Raw genomic sequence first — 18,299 nt, forward strand, 5'->3', positions numbered from 1 at the left:
ATGTGCGATCAGACCTCGAGAAGTTCCTTCTCCTTGCCCGCGAGCAACGAGTCGACGATGTCGGTGTGCTTCTTGGTGAGGGCGTCGAGTTCACCTTGGGCACGGTTCACCTCGTCCTCGCCGGCCTCGCCATCCTTGGCGATCCGATCCAGTTCCTCCTTGGCGCGACGGCGGATGTTGCGCACAGCCACGCGGGCATCCTCACCCTTAGACTTGGCGAGTTTGACGTAGTCGCGCCGACGCTCCTCAGTGAGCTGAGGAAGGACCACGCGGATGACATTGCCGTCATTGCTCGGGTTGGCCCCGAGGTCGGACTCACGCAGCGCCTTCTCGACCGCCGCCATCGCGCTCTTGTCATACGGTCCGATGAGCACCGTCCGCGCCTCCGGGATCGTGATCGAGGCGAGTTGCTGCAAGGGCGTCGGCGCACCGTAATAGTCCACCTCGACCTTGCTGAACATCCCCGCATTGGCGCGTCCGGTCCGGATGCCGCCGAGATCATCGCGGGCGACCTCCACGGCCTTGTCCATCTTCTCCTCGGCCTCGAGGAGGGTGTCATCGATCACGCTGGCTCCTTGCTCTGCTGGGACGGGTCTTGATCGCGCTGGGACTGGTCGGGCTCGTTCGTCCGAGGCTGCGAGGTCACGATGGTCCCGATCTTCTCACCCTTGAGCGCGCCCGCCACGTTCCCCGGGGCATTCATACCGAATACCCGCATGGTCAGATCGTTGTCACGGCACAACGCCAACGCGGTCGAATCCACCACCCGCAGATCCTTCTGGATGGCTTCGTCAAAGGTCAGGTAGTCGATTCGGGTGGCGCTCGAGTCCACCCGGGGGTCGGCCGTGTAGACGCCGTCGACGCCGTTCTTGCCCACCAGTACCTCCCCGCAGTGAGTCTCCAGTGCACGCTGAATGGCCACAGTGTCCGTGGAGAAGTACGGCATCCCGGCACCTGCACCGAAGATCACGGCACGCCCCTTCTCCATGTGCCGAATAGCCCGCAACGGGATGTAGGGCTCAGCGACCTGCCCCATGGTGATGGCCGTCTGCACACGGGTGCTGACGCCCGCCTTCTCCAGGAAGTCCTGGAGGGCAAGGCAGTTCATCACCGTACCGAGCATGCCCATGTAGTCCGCGCGGGCGCGGTCCATTCCGCTCTGGGAGAGTTCGGCGCCACGGAAGAAATTGCCACCACCGACCACGATGGATACCTGCACTCCCTCGTGGACTGCATCCGCGATCTCCTCCGCGACGGCGGCAACGACGCCCGGATCGAGGCCGACCGCGCCGCCACCGAAGACCTCACCAGAGAGCTTGAGTAAGACGCGACGCGCGGGGACGGTGGTACTCATCGAGAGCTTCCTCCAACAGATCGTCGCCACCGACGCCGAGATGCGACGGTGGTCGGTGTGACGGATCCCCACGGCGTGGTGACCGCCACATGGTCCTCACCTGTGATGGTACGTGCGCAGCGCCCTGCCTCGCGCCGGGTACGGATGTGGCCCCGGCCCGCAGGGGGTCCGGGGCCACAATTCCCGCGCCTCAGGCGCCGACGCGGAACCGGGCGAAGCCGGTCACCGTGCCACCGGCTTCCGTGACGACCTGTCCGACCGTCTTCTTCGGGTCTTTGGCGAACGGCTGGTCGAGGAGGACGACCTCCTTGAAGTATCCGTTCAGGCGACCCTCGATGATCTTCGGGAGTGCCTGCTCGGGCTTGCCCTCGTTACGCGCAGTCTCCTCAGCGATCCGACGCTCGTCTGCGACCTTCTCGGCCGGGACGTCATCGCGGGTGAGGAATGTGGGCGAGAAGGCGGCGATGTGCATCGCCACGTCACGCGCCACCGACGCACCGGCCTCGTCGCTGGCCACCAGGACGCCGACCTGCGGCGGCAGATCCTTGTTCGTGCGGTGCAGATACTCGGTGACCTTGGTGCCCTCGACACGGGCGAGGCGACGGACGACCACCTTCTCACCGAGCGTGGCAGCAGTCTCGTCCACCAAAGCCGAGATGGAGCGACCATCCACCTCAGCGGCGCGCAGCTGCTCGACATCGGTAGCACCGACCTCAAGGGCGGCGGCGACCACCTGGTCGGCAAGGGCGACGAAAACGTCGTTCTTGGCCACGAAGTCTGTCTCAGAGTTCACCTCGACCAGGACGCCCACCTGGCCATCGGCGGCGTCAGCGATCGAGACGGCGACGAGCCCGTCGGATGCCGAGCGACCCTCGCGCTTGCTGACACCCTTGAGCCCCTTGACGCGGATGACTTCCTGCGCCTTGGTCAGGTCGCCATCTGCCTCGTCCAGGGCCTTCTTGACGTCGAGCATGCCAGCACCGGTGCGCTCACGGAGTGTCTTGATATCAGCGGCGGTGTAGTTCGCCATGAATGATCCTCTCGAAAGGTTCGGTGAAAGTCAGCTCTGGGCGTTGTCGCCGGCAGGCTCATCGGTCGGGGGCACATCTGCGGCCGCAGCCTCAGCAGATTCGGCAGCCGGAGCTTCCGTCTCAGCAGCCGTGGTCTCAGCGGAGGAGGTCTCGGCCTCAGCAGCCGGAACCTCAGTCGCCTCACCCTCCGATGGCGCAGCCTTCTCGGAGCTCTCCGACTCGTGCGCGGACAGGAGCTCACGCTCCCACTCGGCGAGCGGCTCGGCGTCGGCTGGGGCGTTCGAGTTGCCACCGCCGTGCCGAGCCACGAGGCCCTCCGCGGCACCATCGGCGATGACGCGGGTGAGCAGGGTCACGGCGCGGATGGCGTCGTCATTACCCGGAATCGGGAGGTCGACCTCATCCGGATCGCAGTTGGTGTCCAGGATCGCGACCACGGGGATGTTGAGCTTGCGTGCCTCGGCGACAGCGAGGTGCTCCTTCTTGGTGTCCACGATCCATACAGCCGAGGGGAGCTTGGCCATATCGCGAATACCGCCGAGCGTTCGGGCGAGCTTGTCCCGCTCGCGACGCTGCATGAGCAGTTCCTTCTTCGTGAAGGCGCTCGAGGCGACGTCGTCGAAGTCGACCTCTTCGAGTTCCTTCAGACGGGACAGGCGCTTGCTCACGGTGCCGAAGTTGGTGAGCATGCCACCCAGCCAGCGCTGGTTCACGTACGGCATGCCGACCCGGGTGGCCTGCTCGGCCACTGCTTCCTGGGCCTGCTTCTTGGTACCGACGAACAGAATCGTTCCGCCGTGTGCGACCGTCTCCTTGACGAAGTCGTAGGCGCGGTCGATGTCCTGCAGTGACTGCTGGAGATCGATGATGTAGATGCCATTGCGCTCGGTGAAGATGAAGCGCTTCATCTTGGGGTTCCAACGACGGGTCTGGTGCCCGAAGTGGACGCCGCTCTCCAAGAGCTGGCGCATGGTGACGACGGCCATGGCTCGTCCTTCCTGACGCAGGCTGAGCCCACGCATCTGGTGCCCGGCACGCCGGGCACGAACTCGGTTGTCTTTCGGGTGTGGGGTCCACACCTCGTCCTGGTGCTCACGGCCGCGGGCACCGGATCTCTCCGGACCTCGCACCGCGACCCCGACCTACGGCCGGCGAGTGAGCGCGCGATGTCAGGTGGCTTACCCGAGGGCGCACCACCTGCGGGACATATCGTACCCGATCGACAGGCAATGACGGATTCCCCGGGGAACGCCTCCGGTCGGGGTTCATCCACACGTGGGCGCCGATGTGACCGAGTCCACACCCCCTCCTCCTGAGACTGCGGCCGAGCGGGCGGTGGGGTGCACTGGGGTGATGCATCCAGAAGGTCACGTCAGCGGCCCCCGCCGGCACCGCAACTCCCGGCGGGGCGGCCGAGCGGGACTGGGGGCCCTCATGCTCAGTGTCGTGTTGTGCCTCGGTGCGGCCCTGCCCGGTTCCGCGATCTCCCTGACCGAGCGCACCGCGTCGACCTCGGATCAGCCCGTCATGGACGTGCACACGACCGGCAGCCCATGGATCAACGACCCGCGACCCGCCGACCCACGTGTGCCCGAACAGGGCGCCACTGAGCCGGGTCACACCTCGTTCCATCGCTGGCCACTCGATCCCATTCCCAGCGACCCGTGGGCGGCCATCAGCCGAGGATTCGAACGGCCGCCGGCGCCATGGGCGGCGGGGCACCGTGGGGTGGACATTCCCGCGCAGCCAGGCGATCCGGTCTTTGCGAGTGCGGCCGGCGTGGTGGCGTTCAGCGGCATCGTCGTGGACCGCCCGGTGCTATCCGTCGATCATCCGGGAGGTCTGCGCACCACCTACGAACCGGTCTCCTCACATCTGCAGGCCGGGGACGCCGTCGCGACCGGTGAACCTATCGGCGTGGTCGCCACCGGCGGGAGCTGCACCGAGTGCCTGCATTGGGGCGTACGCGCGGGAGCCGGGTACTACCTCGATCCGCTCATGCTCCTCGCGGTGCGCCCGGTCATCCGGCTCTATCCCTAGGCCCGGGGGTGCGCCTGACTGAACGCCGAGCGGAGCCGATCGGCGGAGATATGCGTGTAGCGCTGGGTCGTTGCCAGCGAGGCGTGGCCGAGCACCTCCTGGACCGAACGCAGGTCTGAACCGCCAGCGAGCAGATGCGTGGCGGTGGAATGGCGGAGGCCGTGCGGGGCGAGATCACGGACGCCGGCCACGGCAGTCATCCGATGCACGAGCTCACGCACCGCTCGCGCACCGAGCCGCCCACCGCGCCGTCCGAGGAAGAGCGCATCCCGGTGAGCCGGCGCAACCTGAGCCGGCCACGCCGCGCGCACCTGCAGCCAGTCGTCCAGGGCACGGTCGGCGGGAATCCCGAACGGGACCATCCGCTCCTTCCCACCCTTGCCGAGCACGCGGATCAGACGGTCGGTCCGATTCACGTCCCGCACATCGAGTCCGACCAGTTCGGCCACTCGCACACCCGTGGCGTACAGGAGCTCAAGGACACACCAGTCGCGAACAGTCGCAGGGTCCACGGCGGTGGCGCCCTCACCCTCCGCCGACTCGCCCCCGCTCTCCGGCACTGCGGTGAACGCGCGGGCGGCGTCAAGAACAGCAGCAGCCTCGGAGACCTCCAGCACGGCCGGGATCACCGAATCCGGCTTGGGGGCGAGCAACCGCAAGCCGGGATCGGCCGCAAGACGACCGGTGCGATGCGCCCAGCCTGTGAACGTCCGCGCTGCGGCGGCACGACGCGCCAGCGTGGCACGGGCCATGCCCTGGCCGGACTGTTCGGCCAACCAGCCGCGAAGGGCCGTCAGATCGAGCCGATTCAGATCGCTGGCAGGTTCCCCACTCGACGCGGCGGGAAGGGTGGCCAGGAGGGAGAGCACATCGGCGCGGTAGGCCCGGACCGTGTGGGCCGACAGACCCCGTTGCAGGTGGAGAAAGGACTCGAAGGCGTCAAGGAGCGCCTGGTCGCCCACCCGTGGCGCGGAACCTCTTCCACTGCTCACCATCCCCACAGCCTCGCACGCACCGTCGCAGATCCCTGTGCGGCACGCCTGGTGCCCCTCGAGGCGACCGCCCGACGAGCACGATCACTACGGTTGCGCCGATGTTGACGTTAACACTTGCGCGGGCTACCGTACCCACCAGGATGTGACACCGGTCACTCTCCTAGGAGTCCTGCACGTACCGATCGACGAACGGCGTCGATCGCCGACCACGAGGACGTGGGTTGATGCAACGAAACTCTCTCGCTCGCCCTCCACGGGGCGGGCCGGTGCTGAGTCGCCGGTCCTTACTTGCCGGCGCCGCCGGCCTGAGCGCTGCCAGCGTTCTCGGGGCGTGCGCGCCCGGAGCGACGTCCGGGGCGCTCCCACTGGCCTATTGGCACCTACTCTCTGGCCCCGACGGCGTCACGATGGGCTCCCTGGTGGATGAGTTCAACGCCGCGCACGGCGAGGTGGATGTCACTCAGACCGTCCTCGCCTGGGGTTCGCCCTACTACACCAAGCTCGCCATGGCATCGGCCGGAGGACGTGCCCCAGATGTGGCGATCATGCACGCCGCACGTGTGCCCGGATACGCCCCCGGCGGCCTTCTCGATCCCTGGGACGGTGACCTCCTCGCCGAACTCGGTGTGACCCAGGAGGACTTCCCTGAGCTGATCTGGGAAAAGAACGTCTTCGACGGCACCCTGACCGCCATCGCTCTCGATTCCCACCCGTTCGTGCTGTACTACAACACCGAGATTGCCGAGCGTGCCGGGGCCCTCGGTTCTGACGGGCAGCTCGTGGAGGTCAGCGAGCCCGAGGAGTTCCGCGACCTCGCCCGTGAGCTCGGTGCGGCGTCCGATGGCGGGCATGGGCTGGCGTTCGGCTACCTGGGTGACGGGTCGAATATGTGGCGGATGTTCTACACGTATTACACGCAGACGGGTGCCACGGTCGAACTCCCCGTCGGCGGGACGATGCAATACGACGAGGAGACCGCGATCGCCACGTTGGAGTGGATCCTCTCCCTCATCGACGGTGAGCTCGGAAATGCCAGCCATGACGGCGGCACCGCCATCTCCGAGTTCATCACCGGAAAGGCTGGGATGTTCTACGGCGGCGTGTGGGAGACCGGCAACTACCGCGCGGCCGGTGTGCCCTTCGACATGAAGGTGATCCCAGCCGTGTTCGGCCAGCCGAGCGCATACGCGGACTCACACGCGTTCATCCTCCCGCACCAGGCCAACCCGAACGAGGAGAAGCGGCGCTGGGTGCACCAGTTCGTTGCCGAGACTCTCCAGGCTTCCCTGGCATGGGCCGATGCCGGTCACATCCCCGCGTACTCCCCCGTGGTGGAAAGCCCCGAGTATGGCGACCTGGTGCCACAGTCGCACTACGCCGACGCCACGGACTTCCTCGTCTACGACCCACCGGCCTGGTTCTCCGGTTCCGGGGGCGACTTTCACAAGTACTTCGGCGAGTACATCCAGAATGTCTTCGCGCGCAGCGTCTCCCCGCTCGAGGGCTGGAACGGTTTCGTCGATCGCATCAACGCCCTGCTCGCCAAGCCGAGCCCGGTCTGAGGAGGACTCACCGATGAGCGCAACTCCCGTCCGAGCCCGAGGCTCGGCAACACCCGCACCGTCCGCGATGCGCGAGGGCCTCCGGCTGCGTCGCCGTGCGGAGAACCTGCGTGGCTGGCTCTACTGCAGCCCCTTTCTGTTCTTCTTCGTCCTGTTCCTGGTCTGGCCCACGATCTCCGGTCTCATCATGAGCTTCACCGGGCGGACCCTCACCGGCGCGAACACCGGCTGGGTGGGCGTGGAGAACTATGCCGAGGCGTTCGCCGATCCGGAGGTCTGGTCCTCGCTGGGCAACACCCTCTGGTTCACGGTGCTCTCCTCGATCCCCCTGGTGGTGATCGCGCTGGCCCTTGCGGTCCTGGTGAATGTGGGTCTTCCGGGCCAGTGGTTCTGGCGGCTCAGTTTCTTTCTGCCCTACCTGCTCGCCTCCACTGTGATCTCACTGTTCTGGACGTGGCTGTACAACCCACAGCTCGGTCTGCTCAACACGATGATCGGATGGGTCGGGATCGAACCGATCCAGTGGCTCAATGACGAGAACTGGGCGATGCACGGTGTGGTCATCGCCACCGTGTGGTGGACCATCGGGTTCAACTTCCTGCTCTACCTGGCGGCGCTGCAGGCGATCCCCGACCAGTTGTATGAAGCGGCATCACTGGACGGCGCGGGGACATGGCGCAAGTTCACCAGCATCACCCTGCCCCAGCTCGCGCCCACCACGGTGCTCGTGGTGGTGCTGCAGATCCTCGCCTCGTTGAAGATCTTCGACCAGATCTACCAGATGACCGGCGGTGGGCCGGCGGGCGCCACCCGGCCGATCCTGCAGTACGTCTACGAGGCAGGCTTCACCGGGTACCGCCTCGGCTACGCCTCCGCCATCAGCTACATCTTCTTCGCCATCATCATCGTCATCTCCGTGGTCTACACGGTGGCCATCTCGCGTCGGAGTGTGAAGCCATGACCAGCGCAACGATCCCCTCATCCGCGACCACCACGCGGGCTCGTGCTCAACAAACTCCCCAACCTGCCCGGCGTAGGCGCCCGATGACACCCGGCCGTATCGTCGCGCTCGTGATCTTGGCCATCCTGGCGGTGATGTGGCTGATCCCCGTGGTCTGGGCCGCCATCACGTCATTCAAGACCGAGGGCGAAGCGGCCGCGTTCCCGATCACCCTGCTGCCGGAGAACGGTTGGGTCCTCGATGCCTACATCACCACGCTCAGTGCCGGCCTGGTGCCGCGCTGGGCCTGGAACTCCCTGCTCACCGCTTCGGCCGTGACGATCATCACCGTGGTGATCTCGGCCCTGGCGGGATACGCCCTCTCCCGGTTCGACTTCGCCGGGAGCAAGGCGCTGCTGGCCGTGGTCATCGCCTCGATCATGATCCCGGGGCAGATCCTGATCGTGCCGCTGTTCCAGCAGATGCTCACTTTCAACATGGTGGATACCTACTGGGGGGTGATCCTGCCGCAGGTGATCGCGGCCCCGATGGTGTTCATCCTGAAGAAGTTCTTCGACCAGATCCCTCGCGCGCTGGAGGAGGCGGCGCTGGTGGACGGTGCGAGCCGTCTGCGCATCCTGATGCAGATCGTGCTGCCGCTCTCCCGGCCGATTCTGGGGGCCGTCTCGATCTTCGTGTTCATCGGGGCCTGGAACAACTTCCTCTGGCCGTTCATCGTGATCAACAGGTCCGAGCTGATGACGCTGCCAGTGGGACTGCAGACGGTGATCAGCGCCTACGGGATCCAGTACGCCGCGAACATGGCGCAGGCCGTGCTGGCCGCCCTGCCGTTGATCGTGCTGTTCATGTTCTTCCAACGCCAGATCATCAAGTCGATCTCGACCACCGGAATCGCCGGAACCTGATCGCGCGGCACTCGGTCGCGCCGCGCCCCGGGCTCAGGCCTTGGCGCGGCGCCACCGGGAGCCGTCACGGCGCACCCGACCGGCCAGCTCCAGGTAACCGAGGCAGCTGCGGATCCGGTGTTCGGCCACCCCGCTTGCGCGCACGAGCGCGGCCACGTCCGCAGACGCGCGGGCCGGGAGTGCATCGAGTACCTGCGCCTGTTCGGCGTCGAGATCGTCCAGCAGCCCAGGTGCCACCTCAGGGCTCAGATCTGGCACGGACCCGATCGGCGATACCAGTTGGATCACCTCCGCGGCGTCGGTCACACAGTCGGCACCTTCGCGCAGTAGCCGGTGGCAGCCGGCCGAGGCCACCGACGTCACGGGCCCGGGAACGGCCGCCACAGGTCGTCCGATTCCGAGCGCGTGGTGAGCGGTGCTCAACGCCCCGGACCGCCAGGATGCTTCCACCACAACGGTGGAGCCGGCGAGTGCGGCGATCAGCCGGTTCCGGGAGAGGAACCGTTGACGCATCGGTGACGTTCCCGGCGGCGCCTCGCTCACGACCACCCCCTGCCGCGCCACCCGGGCCAAGAGCTCGGCGTTGCCTGCCGGATAGAACCGGTCCAGACCCCCCGCCATCACCGCCACCGGCACACCCCCGACGGCGATCGTGGCGCGATGCGCCGCAGCATCGATCCCGAAGGCACCACCGGAGACGATCGCTCGCCCATGATCGACAAGGCCAGCCGCCAGCTCGGCGGCAACCTGGTCACCGTAGGAGGTGCTCGCCCGAGAACCCACTAACGCCACCGCATCCATCGACAGTGCGCCAGGATCACCGCGCACCCACAGGCAGTGCGGGGCCTCCGGGCCCAGGTCGTTCAGGGCGCAGGGCCAGTCCACATCACCGGGAACAAGCACCTGACCGCCAAGGCGGCTGATGACGCGCACCTCACGGCGTGGGTCCAGATCCACCAGTCTCGGGGCCCATCGGGCCACAGCCCCCGCCCAGTGCGCCGCGGTCAGCTCGGCATCGAGACCCAGCACCTGGGTAGCGGCAGACGGTGCGATACCAGCAGGTCCATTGGCCGGTCGCGACGCCCGCGCCACCCAGTCCAGCGCACCGGCGGCACCTCGGGCCGCCACCAGCACACCTGCGGCACGGTCGCGCGGCTCCGTGATCCTGCTCCATGCCGCGCGCGCCAGCACCTCGTCGGTACTGTCGAACATCCATGGCTCACCCATGCCGGCCCCTCGTACGCAAGGCCAGCGCAGCGCCGATCTCACCCTGGCCGGGGCCATCCCGACCGGCCAGGTCCGCCAATGTCCAGGCCACCCGGACGATCCGGTCCAGCCCTCGCAGGGTCAGCGCCCCACGCTCCAGCGCGCGTTCCACTGTGCCCAGCGCTCGGCGATCGGTGGCGCGCGTCGCCTCCCGCAGCACCCGGCCGGGCACCTCAGCGTTGGTGCGCCACCCACGCTCGCGCCAGCGATGCGCCTGGCGTTCCCGCGCACGTCGCACTCGTTGCGCGACCACCTCCGTACGCTCGCCCGCCTGGTCGCAGGACAGCTGCGCCCGGGTAACCGGACCCACGTCGAGCTGGATGTCGATCCGGTCCAGCAACGGTCCGGACAGTCGAGCGGCATACCGGCGCAGGGCGAGGGCGTTGCAGGTGCACTCGATGCCACGCCCCACAGCTCGTCCGCAGGGACACGGGTTGGCGGCGAGCACCAGCTGGAAGCGGGCCGGGAAGCGCGCCGTCCCACGAGCCCGTGATATCACCAACTCACCGTGTTCGAGCGGTTGGCGCAGGCTTTCCAGAACCCGCTGACCGAACTCGGGCGCCTCGTCGAGCAACAGGACCCCACGATGCGCCCGGGAGACCGCCCCCGGGCGTGGTGTCCCATTCCCACCACCCACGAGTGCCACCTGTGTGGTGGTGTGGTGCGGATCCTCGAACGGGGGGCGCCTGATCAGCCCGGCAGCTGGGTCGAACGTGCCCGCCACCGAGTGCACCGAGGTCACCTCGACAGCTTCAGCTTCGGTGAGGTCGGGCAACAGTCCCGGCAGTCGCGCGGCAAGCATCGTCTTACCGGCACCAGGAGGTCCGACCATCAGCAGGTGGTGCCCTCCGGCGGCCGCGACCTCAAGTGCGTGCCGTGCCTCCGGTTGTCCCAGCACATCGGCGAGATCCGGGGTCTGCGGCGTCACCACTCGGGACACTGCCGGCCGGGCATCCGGCAGCGGCGGAACGACGCAGCCGGTCGCACCGTAGCCCTGCGCCAGTTCCGCCAGGTGGGTGGCGGGCGTGATCACCGCTCCCGGCACCAGTCGAGCCTCGTCAGCGTTCGCTGCCGGAACGACGACCTCTGGATGGCCGTGGGCGACGGCCGCGGCCACCGCCGGCAGGATGCCATGCACCGGGTGCACGCGGCCATCGAGGCCGAGTTCGCCGAGGTGGACCCGTGACGACGTCTGCCGAGAGGTGATCACACCGGCCGAGGCCAGCGCCGCCACCGCGATCGCTAGATCATGCACCGAACCGGTCTTCGGAAGCGATGCCGGTCGCAGACTGATCACCAGCCGGCTCATCGGCCAGGTCATCCCGCTGGCCACCACGGCCGCCCGCACACGTTCGCGAGCCTCACCCAATGACGTATCGGGGAGTCCGATCACCTGCACCTGCGGAAGCCCTGCCGTCAGCATCGACTCCACCTCGACCAGGTGGCCCTCCAGGCCCACGAGCGCGACCGACACCGTCCGCCCCATTCCTCCGGTGCCCATCAGCCCACCCCCCGCAGATGCTGCACGCGGATGGGGGCGCCGTCAGGACGCCAGATTGCCACCACATCCAGGCGTATGCCCGCCGGACGCACCTCGTGCGCGGCCAGCCACTGGGCAGCGAGCCTGCGTAGTCGCCGGAGTTTAGCCGCCGTCACTGCCTCGGCGGGGTGCCCGAACGCGAGGGTGCGCCGGGTCTTCACCTCCACCACCACCAGATCGTGACCGTCCCGGGCCACGAGGTCGATCTCGCCTTCCCGGCACCGCCAGTTGCGGTCCAGGACATCAAGACCAGCTTGCGTCAACCAGTCCGCCGCCAGGTCTTCACCGAACCGTCCGAGCTCATCTTTCGCGGCCACCGCGACCACCTCCTGGGCAGCCATGGTGGTGCGGTCAGAGCGGCAGCGTGCAGCCGCAGGCGGGTGTTGTGGACATCCCCACATCGCCTGTGACGTTGTGGAGACCGCGAGCGGCGGTCAGGTGCGTCAGCCAGGGAGCTCGAGATCGGGCTTCGCGAGTTCTTCGACGTTAACGTCCTTGAAGGTCACCACGCGGACCGACTTCACGAACCGAGCCGAGCGGTACACGTCCCAGACCCAGGCGTCGGAGAGGGTCAGCTCGAAGAACACCTCACCGCCGGCAGAGCGCACCTGAAGATCCACGTGGTTGGCCAAGTAGAAGCGTCGTTCGGTCTCCACCACATACGAGAACAGCCCGACGACGTCGCGGTACTCGCGATAGAGCGCAAGCTCCAGGTCGGTCTCGTAGTTCTCCAGGTCCTCGCTGCTCATCGTTCCATCATGCCCTCTCCTGGCGCCCGGCACTCCCGAGGGCGGCGGGCACACTCTCGGCCTCAGGAACGAGCGCGTCGAACGGCAACTCATCCACGACCGGCCGGGGGCCCACGGGCAGGGCCCAACTTCGCCGGTGCATGGCACAGGCACCGTGCTCAGCCAGTGCCGCGAGGTGCTCCGGCGCCGAGTACCCCTTGTTACCGGCCCAGCCGTACATCGGGTAGGTCTCGTGGGCGGCCACCAACATCGCGTCGCGCTCACATTTGGCAAGCACACTCGCCGCAGCCACCACAGCGCATCGAAGGTCTGCCTTGACCTGGGTGCGCACCGGCGGCGTCGGTCGCTCCGGGCGGGGCAGGTGGGGCGGCGTGGTGAGCCAGTCATGGGATCCATCGAGGAGGACAACGCCCGGTTCGCAACCGTTCTCGGCCAGCGTGCTCAGGGCCCGCGTACCGGCGAGCCGGAGGGCGGCGATGATGCCGATCCGATCGATCTCGGCCGCGCTGGCGTGCCCCACAGCGCTGGCATGGGACCAACGGCGGATCGGCGCCTGGAGGCGTTCGCGGGCCATCGGGCGGAGCAACTTCGAATCACGCAGACCCGCCGGTATCCGCCCGGTGCTGGCATCGACCACGGCCACGCCGACGCTCACCGGCCCAGCCAAGGCACCGCGGCCCACCTCGTCCATCCCCGCCACCAGCGGGAACTGCGTGAGCAATTCACGCTCACTCTGCCGGCCCGGCGGGCGGGTGGTCACGCCGGATCGGGGACGTCGTCGAACGTCGTGGGGTCGGTCAGCCATGTGATGCGGTCCAGAGGCCAGGTGATCACGAATGCGGTCCCCACCACATTACGCACCGGAACGAACCCGCCGCCGACCGAACCGCCGTTGTACCGCGAGTCCTTCGAACGCGGTCGATTGTCTCCCAGCACCCACAGGTGCCCCGCGGGCACCGTGACGTCGAACTCCTGGTCACTCGGTGCAGCTCCATCAGCCACGTACGCCTCACTGATCGGAACGTCGTTGACGCTGATCAGCCCGTCATCGGTGCAACAGACCACGTGATCGCCCGGAAGTCCGACGATCCGTTTGATCACATGCTCGTCAGCGTGTTCGGGCAACACCCCGATCCAGGTGAGGACCTGCTGGAACGGGTTGAGTTCCTGCGATTCGACGGAGAGCCAACCACCCGGGTCCAGGAAGACGACGACGTCTCCTCGCTCGAGATCGACGATGCCCGGCGCGAGCTTGTTCACCACCAGTCGGTCGCCCACCTCCAGGGTGTGCTCCATCGATTCGCTGGGAATGTAGAAGGCCTGCGCGAGGAAGGACTTCACCACCAACGAGAGCACCAGCGCCGAGACGAGTACCACCACCGTCTCACGCAGGAACGCCATCGCCGGGTGCCGTCGAGGACGTCCCCGCTCACGCTGGTCTTGCGCGCCCTCGGTGAGGTTCTCCTCAGCGCCGCTCTCGCTACTCATCTGGCCCCTCCTCGAGCGGGCTGGCCCCGCGGTCACTCACCGAATCGGTTCAGGAGCTCCGCAGGTTCAGGACTCAGGCGGAGGGGGTGTCGCGGCGCTCGCGGATCTTGGCAGCCTTACCGTGCCGGTCACGCAGGTAGTAGAGCTTCGCACGGCGCACGATACCGCGGCTGGCAACTTCGATGTGGTCGATCACCGGCGAGTGCAGCGGGAAGGTCCGCTCCACACCGACTCCGAAGGAGACCTTGCGGATGATGAAGGTCTCACGCACTCCGGCGCCCGAGCGTGCGATCACAACGCCCTGGAAGACCTGGATACGGGACCGGTTTCCTTCGACGACCTTGACGTGCACCTTGAGGGTGTCACCGGCGCGGAAAGTGGGGATGTCGGTGCGCAAAGAGGCGGCGTCGACGGCGTCCAGGGTGTTCATGCTCATGCCTTCCCGCAGCTGCCACAGGTCACCCGCGCTGATCCGGGCGGCTCAGGCCGCCGAGTCTTGATGGGGGGCGTGTGTACGGCCCGGGTGATCGACACTCCCCTGTGGCAGAGTGTCGCAGGAGCCCACACGCGATTGTTCAGTGTGCCACAGGGCCTGGGCCCGGGAGAAATCTCACGAAGCGAGTGTGCGCTCCATCACGTAATCGGACTCCGTGCGTGAACCGACGGCGAACCGACGTGAGCCCACCCGGACGAACCCGTGTTTGCGGTAGAACCGTTGTGCACGCTCGTTCCCCTGGTTCACCCCGAGCCAGACGGAGTGGACCCCCCGACGCTGCGCCTCGCTGAGCGTGGCACGCATCAGCTCAGCCGCCACGGAACTGCGATGGTGTTCGGAGAGGACGTAGCACTTGCTCAGCTCGGCTCCGGCACGATCGGAGACCACCTCACGCACGTCCTCGGCCTCCGGTCGTCCCAGGGCGAGCATCGTGAAGCCCACCACGGCACCGGCCACCTCCGCCACGAGCAGCACACGATCACGGGAACGCAGCGCGCTGCGCAGGGCAACGGCGTTCAGGTGTTCGGCCACAAAGGCCTCGGCGTCATCCGCCGGCAGGTCCGGAGGGCACGCCAGCGCAAAGGTCCGCGCGGCCACATCGGCGATCGCCTCGGCATCGACGCCCTTGGCGAGGCGCACGTGCGGCGGAGCGTGCCGCGCCAGCAGATCGGGACGCCGTCGGGCGGTGCGTTCCACGGCGCGCGAGCGGCGCCAGGTGCCGATCCGCCCATGGTCTCCGGAGCGGAGCACCTCGGGAACGTCGAGACCCCGCCAGGACGGCGGCTTCGTGTAGACCGGGTATTCCAGGAGCCCTGCCGAACCATGGGACTCTTCCACCAGGGACTGCGGGTTGCCGATCACCCCGGGGAGCAGCCTCGCCACCGCCTCAGTGATGACCAGCGCAGCCACCTCGCCGCCGTTGAGCACGTAGTCACCAATGGAGACCTCACGGACGGCGATGTGCTCGTGCTCGGCGTAGTGCTCGGCAACCCGTGCGTCGATACCCTCGTAGCGTCCGCACGCGATGACCAGCTGGCCGCCGGCGCACACCAGCAGGGCGAGCTCCTCGGCCATCGACTGGGTGAAGCGTTCCCCGGCCGGGGTGGGCACGAGCACGGTGCGCCTGGCCGTCGTCTCATCGGCAGCGAGCACATCGTCCAGCGCCGCACCCCACACGTCTGGCCGCATCACCATCCCTGCACCGCCACCGAACGGCGTGTCGTCGACCGTGCGGTGCCGATCCGTCGCCCAGTCCCGCAGATCGTGCACCGCCACATCGAGCAGCCCGTCCTGACGCGCCTTCCCCACCAAAGACAGCTCGAGCGGATCGAGGTAGCCGGGAAAAATGGAGACGATGTCGATGCGACCGCTCACTGGTCGTCCTCCACCTGATCGGCAGCGAGCAGGCCGGGTGGGGGGTCGATGACCACGCGAGCACCTGAGACGTCCACTGTGGGGACGATCGCACTGACGAACGGCACGAGCGTGCGTGCCCCTGCGATTTCGCGGACGACCAGCACATCATGAGCGGGCAGATGCCGGATGCCCTCCACGATGCCGATGGCGCTCCCGTCCGGGCGCTCGGCTCGTAGCCCGGTGAGCTCGTGCGGGTACCACGCGTCATCCTCGCTCTCGGACGCCGGCGCGAACAGCTCCAGCCCACGCAGTGCCTCGGCGCCGGCTCGATCGCTCACCCCGTCGAAACGCACGTACCAATGCGGTTGCTGCCGACGGACGGCCGCCACCACGAGTTCGCGGGCGGGGGGACCTTCCGAACTGAGCCGTGATCCGACAGCGAGCCGGCCCTGCGGGTCATCGGTGTGCACCGCCACCCGGACATCCCCGCGAAGGCCATGTGGAGCACCGACGGTGGCGATCCGCACGAGTCGGGGCCCGCCGTCGGGCGCGTCATCGTTCACAGGTTCGGTCACCTTTCCATCTTGATGCACGACGGCGGCCCCGGGCTGGGCAACCGCGCCTCATCTCACGCTTCGGCGTTCGACGGCGTCCGCTCTGCCGGCCGCACGCCGGCCACTGTGGGTCGGGTCTGCGGTCGCAGAACGCCGCGCGCTCGGCTGGAAACGCCTCGGGCCCGCCTCGCTGATGCGAGGCGGGCCCGAGCGAAGTCCTCACCGGCGGTCGACGTCCACGACGTCCACACGCACGGGGCCATCGGGCGACAACGCCCCAATGACGGTACGCAGCGCCTTGGCCGTGCGACCGGACCGGCCGATGACGCGCCCGAGGTCACTGGGGTTCACCCGAACCTCGAGAAGTTCGCCACGCCGCAGACTCTTGGACGAGACCCGGACATCGTCCGGGTTATCCACAATGCCGCGGACGAGGTGCTCAAGCGAGTCAGCCAGCATGGTCGTGATCAGGCCTCGCTCGTGGAGCCATCCGCCTCGGCGGCCGGCTCCTCAGCAGCGGACTGCTCAGCGGAGGCCTCCTCGGCGGGGGTCTCCTCAGCAGCAGGCTCCTCGGACTTCTTGGCCTCGGCCTCCTTGGCTGCAGCTTCCTTGGCCTCGGCGGCCTTGGCCTTGCGCAACTCGGCGTCGGCCTCGGCAGCCTTCACGGCAGCAGCCGTATCAGCATCGGCGTCCTTGGTCAGCAGGGTGCCTTCGCCACCCGGCAGCCCCTTGTGGGTCTGCCAGTCGCCGGTCACCTTGAGCAGCGCGAGCACCTGCTCGGACGGCTGCGCGCCAACTCCGAGCCAGTAGCGGGCGCGTTCGCCGTCGATGTCAATCAGTGAGGGATGCTCGGTCGGGTGGTACTTACCGATCTCCTCGATCACGCGACCATCGCGCTTCTTGCGGGAATCAGCGACGACAACGCGGTAGTACGGCGCACGGACTTTGCCGAGGCGCTTGAGACGGATCTTGACGGCCACTGTGGTGGTCACTCCTGGTTCGTGTGGGATGAGCATGCCGACCGGCCCGTGGGGCGGGGTGATCAGCCTGACTCGGGACACGCGGACTGTTCGGTGAGAGGGCCGCACAGCCGCGGGTACAGCGGCCTATTCTGCCAGATCGAACCCGATGTTCTCTACGCTGGCCCGGACGGCGTGATCTCGGCGGCCGTGACGTCCCTCACCTTGAGGGCTGTCCTGGCGTCACCGCCAGCGGAAGAGCCGCACGGCCACCGCGTAGGTCACCACGGCGTAGCCGGCGAGGACGGCGAATTGCAACCATGGCACCTCCCCTGTGAACCACGCCTCATCCACGGCCTGGCTCATGGCCCCCAGCGGGGTCCAGGTGGCAACGGCCGCCACCGCATCCGGCATGATCGGCCCCGGCGTCCACAGACCCGCGAAGAACAGCATCGGGAAGTACACCAGCATTCCGATTCCCTGGGCAGTACTACCTTTCGCCACCCTCGCCGCGACGACGAGGCCGAGACCGAAGACGGCGACGGAGCCCAGCACGATCGCTACCACCGTCGCGACCGGGTGGCCGGGGACGGGGAATCCGAAGGCGCTCGCCCCCACGCCGAGAGCCACGGCAAGGGCCACCAGGAAGAGACTGACACCGATCGCCAGATGGACGCCAAGCACACCGGCCGGAGGCATCGGCGTGGTGGACAGACGCGTGAGGACGCCCTGTTCCCGATAGGTCACGATCACCACCGGCATGGCTGTCAAGGCCGGGGTGGCCACAGCCGTTGCGAGCACCGCCGGAAGCATGACGACGACCGTGGGGTAGCCCTGCAGGGGTCCTGGTTCGGTGATGATCTCGTTCATCCCGGGGATGGCGAATCCAACGCCGAGCAGGACCAGAACAGGAAAGGCAAGGGTGAAGAAGACCGACCCGGGATCGCGCAGGAAGATCCTGATCTCGGTGCGCAAGAGAGTTCCTATCCCCCGGGGGATACGTCGCATCGCCGGCGGGCGCGACTGAACGAGTGCAGACATCC

21 protein-coding genes are annotated in these 18,299 nt (G+C 67.6%); 4 read left to right on the forward strand and 17 right to left on the reverse strand.

Going from position 1 to position 18,299, the window contains the following annotated elements; translation table 11 throughout:
• Positions 1 to 8: 8 nt before the first annotated feature.
• The 4 genes from frr to rpsB all read right to left on the reverse strand — a co-directional run bounded on the left by frr (position 9) and on the right by rpsB (position 3,371).
• Positions 9 to 566 carry a ribosome recycling factor gene (gene frr / locus LQF10_RS12030; protein WP_231064085.1) on the reverse strand — a complete coding sequence of 186 codons (558 nt, stop codon included), beginning with the start codon at positions 564 to 566 and terminating at the stop codon, positions 9 to 11.
• Positions 563 to 1,354, reverse strand: coding sequence for a UMP kinase (gene pyrH, locus LQF10_RS12035; RefSeq protein WP_231064086.1), 792 nt, complete (start codon positions 1,352 to 1,354; stop codon positions 563 to 565). Before pyrH ends, frr begins: the two co-directional genes overlap by 4 nt.
• 190 nt (positions 1,355 to 1,544) lie before the next feature.
• Positions 1,545 to 2,384, reverse strand: coding sequence for a translation elongation factor Ts (gene tsf, locus LQF10_RS12040; protein ID WP_231064087.1), 840 nt, complete (start codon positions 2,382 to 2,384; stop codon positions 1,545 to 1,547).
• A gap of 30 nt (positions 2,385 to 2,414) precedes the next feature.
• On the reverse strand, positions 2,415 to 3,371 hold the full coding sequence (gene rpsB / locus LQF10_RS12045; protein ID WP_231064088.1) for a 30S ribosomal protein S2: 957 nt from the start codon (positions 3,369 to 3,371) through the stop codon (positions 2,415 to 2,417).
• Between the two features lie 367 nt (positions 3,372 to 3,738).
• Between rpsB and LQF10_RS12050 the strand changes: the two genes are divergently transcribed.
• Positions 3,739 to 4,425 (forward strand): M23 family metallopeptidase, encoded by a 687-nt coding sequence (locus LQF10_RS12050; protein ID WP_231064089.1) that lies wholly within the window; start codon positions 3,739 to 3,741, stop codon positions 4,423 to 4,425.
• Here the strand turns inward: LQF10_RS12050 and LQF10_RS12055 are convergent.
• Positions 4,422 to 5,420, reverse strand: a complete 999-nt coding sequence (locus LQF10_RS12055; RefSeq protein WP_435531392.1) for a tyrosine-type recombinase/integrase — start codon at positions 5,418 to 5,420, stop codon at positions 4,422 to 4,424. The genes LQF10_RS12050 and LQF10_RS12055 overlap by 4 nt on opposite strands.
• Positions 5,421 to 5,644: 224 nt before the next feature.
• Between LQF10_RS12055 and LQF10_RS12060 the strand changes: the two genes are divergently transcribed.
• Genes LQF10_RS12060 through LQF10_RS12070 form a run of 3 tightly spaced genes read left to right on the forward strand, consistent with a single transcriptional unit; the run spans position 5,645 to position 8,848 of the window.
• On the forward strand, positions 5,645 to 6,982 hold the full coding sequence (locus LQF10_RS12060; protein ID WP_231064091.1) for an extracellular solute-binding protein: 1,338 nt from the start codon (positions 5,645 to 5,647) through the stop codon (positions 6,980 to 6,982).
• Positions 6,983 to 6,995: 13 nt separating this feature from the next.
• On the forward strand, positions 6,996 to 7,943 hold the full coding sequence (locus tag LQF10_RS12065; RefSeq protein ID WP_435531393.1) for a carbohydrate ABC transporter permease: 948 nt from the start codon (positions 6,996 to 6,998) through the stop codon (positions 7,941 to 7,943).
• Positions 7,940 to 8,848 (forward strand): carbohydrate ABC transporter permease, encoded by a 909-nt coding sequence (locus tag LQF10_RS12070; protein ID WP_231064092.1) that lies wholly within the window; start codon positions 7,940 to 7,942, stop codon positions 8,846 to 8,848. Before LQF10_RS12065 ends, LQF10_RS12070 begins: the two co-directional genes overlap by 4 nt.
• A gap of 33 nt (positions 8,849 to 8,881) precedes the next feature.
• Here LQF10_RS12070 and dprA read toward each other — a convergent pair whose 3' ends face one another.
• The 12 genes from dprA to LQF10_RS12135 all read right to left on the reverse strand — a co-directional run bounded on the left by dprA (position 8,882) and on the right by LQF10_RS12135 (position 18,297).
• Entirely contained in the window at positions 8,882 to 10,060 is a 1,179-nt protein-coding gene (dprA, locus tag LQF10_RS12075; protein ID WP_231064093.1) for a DNA-processing protein DprA, read from the reverse strand.
• Positions 10,061 to 10,067: 7 nt separating this feature from the next.
• Positions 10,068 to 11,615, reverse strand: a complete 1,548-nt coding sequence (locus tag LQF10_RS12080) for a YifB family Mg chelatase-like AAA ATPase (RefSeq protein WP_231064094.1) — start codon at positions 11,613 to 11,615, stop codon at positions 10,068 to 10,070.
• Positions 11,615 to 11,995, reverse strand: a complete 381-nt coding sequence (locus LQF10_RS12085) for a YraN family protein (protein ID WP_435531394.1) — start codon at positions 11,993 to 11,995, stop codon at positions 11,615 to 11,617. Before LQF10_RS12085 ends, LQF10_RS12080 begins: the two co-directional genes overlap by 1 nt.
• A 102-nt stretch (positions 11,996 to 12,097) precedes the next feature.
• Complete coding sequence (locus tag LQF10_RS12090; RefSeq protein WP_231064095.1) at positions 12,098 to 12,403, reverse strand: DUF2469 domain-containing protein; 306 nt, start codon at positions 12,401 to 12,403, stop codon at positions 12,098 to 12,100.
• 7 nt (positions 12,404 to 12,410) lie between these two features.
• The gene (gene rnhB, locus LQF10_RS12095) at positions 12,411 to 13,163 is read right to left on the reverse strand and encodes a ribonuclease HII (protein WP_435531395.1); all 753 of its coding nucleotides are present in this window, start codon (positions 13,161 to 13,163) and stop codon (positions 12,411 to 12,413) included.
• Complete coding sequence (gene lepB, locus LQF10_RS12100; protein WP_231064096.1) at positions 13,160 to 13,891, reverse strand: signal peptidase I; 732 nt, start codon at positions 13,889 to 13,891, stop codon at positions 13,160 to 13,162. Before lepB ends, rnhB begins: the two co-directional genes overlap by 4 nt.
• 73 nt (positions 13,892 to 13,964) lie before the next feature.
• Complete coding sequence (rplS, locus tag LQF10_RS12105) at positions 13,965 to 14,321, reverse strand: 50S ribosomal protein L19 (protein WP_231064097.1); 357 nt, start codon at positions 14,319 to 14,321, stop codon at positions 13,965 to 13,967.
• 180 nt (positions 14,322 to 14,501) lie between these two features.
• Complete coding sequence (gene trmD / locus LQF10_RS19530) at positions 14,502 to 15,761, reverse strand: tRNA (guanosine(37)-N1)-methyltransferase TrmD (RefSeq protein ID WP_435531396.1); 1,260 nt, start codon at positions 15,759 to 15,761, stop codon at positions 14,502 to 14,504.
• Positions 15,758 to 16,318 (reverse strand): ribosome maturation factor RimM, encoded by a 561-nt coding sequence (gene rimM, locus LQF10_RS12120; RefSeq protein WP_231064098.1) that lies wholly within the window; start codon positions 16,316 to 16,318, stop codon positions 15,758 to 15,760. Before rimM ends, trmD begins: the two co-directional genes overlap by 4 nt.
• 198 nt (positions 16,319 to 16,516) lie before the next feature.
• Positions 16,517 to 16,756: an RNA-binding protein gene (locus LQF10_RS12125; protein WP_231064099.1), complete on the reverse strand. Its 240-nt coding sequence runs from the start codon at positions 16,754 to 16,756 to the stop codon at positions 16,517 to 16,519.
• 8 nt (positions 16,757 to 16,764) lie between these two features.
• A complete protein-coding gene (gene rpsP, locus LQF10_RS12130) occupies positions 16,765 to 17,277 on the reverse strand; it encodes a 30S ribosomal protein S16 (RefSeq protein ID WP_231067325.1) in 513 nt (170 codons plus the stop codon).
• 222 nt (positions 17,278 to 17,499) lie between these two features.
• A complete protein-coding gene (locus LQF10_RS12135; protein WP_231064100.1) occupies positions 17,500 to 18,297 on the reverse strand; it encodes an ABC transporter permease in 798 nt (265 codons plus the stop codon).
• Between the last annotated feature and the right edge of the window lie 2 nt (positions 18,298 to 18,299).

It is taken from the genome of Ruania halotolerans, assembly GCF_021049285.1.
Taxonomy (GTDB): domain Bacteria; phylum Actinomycetota; class Actinomycetes; order Actinomycetales; family Beutenbergiaceae; genus Ruania; species Ruania halotolerans.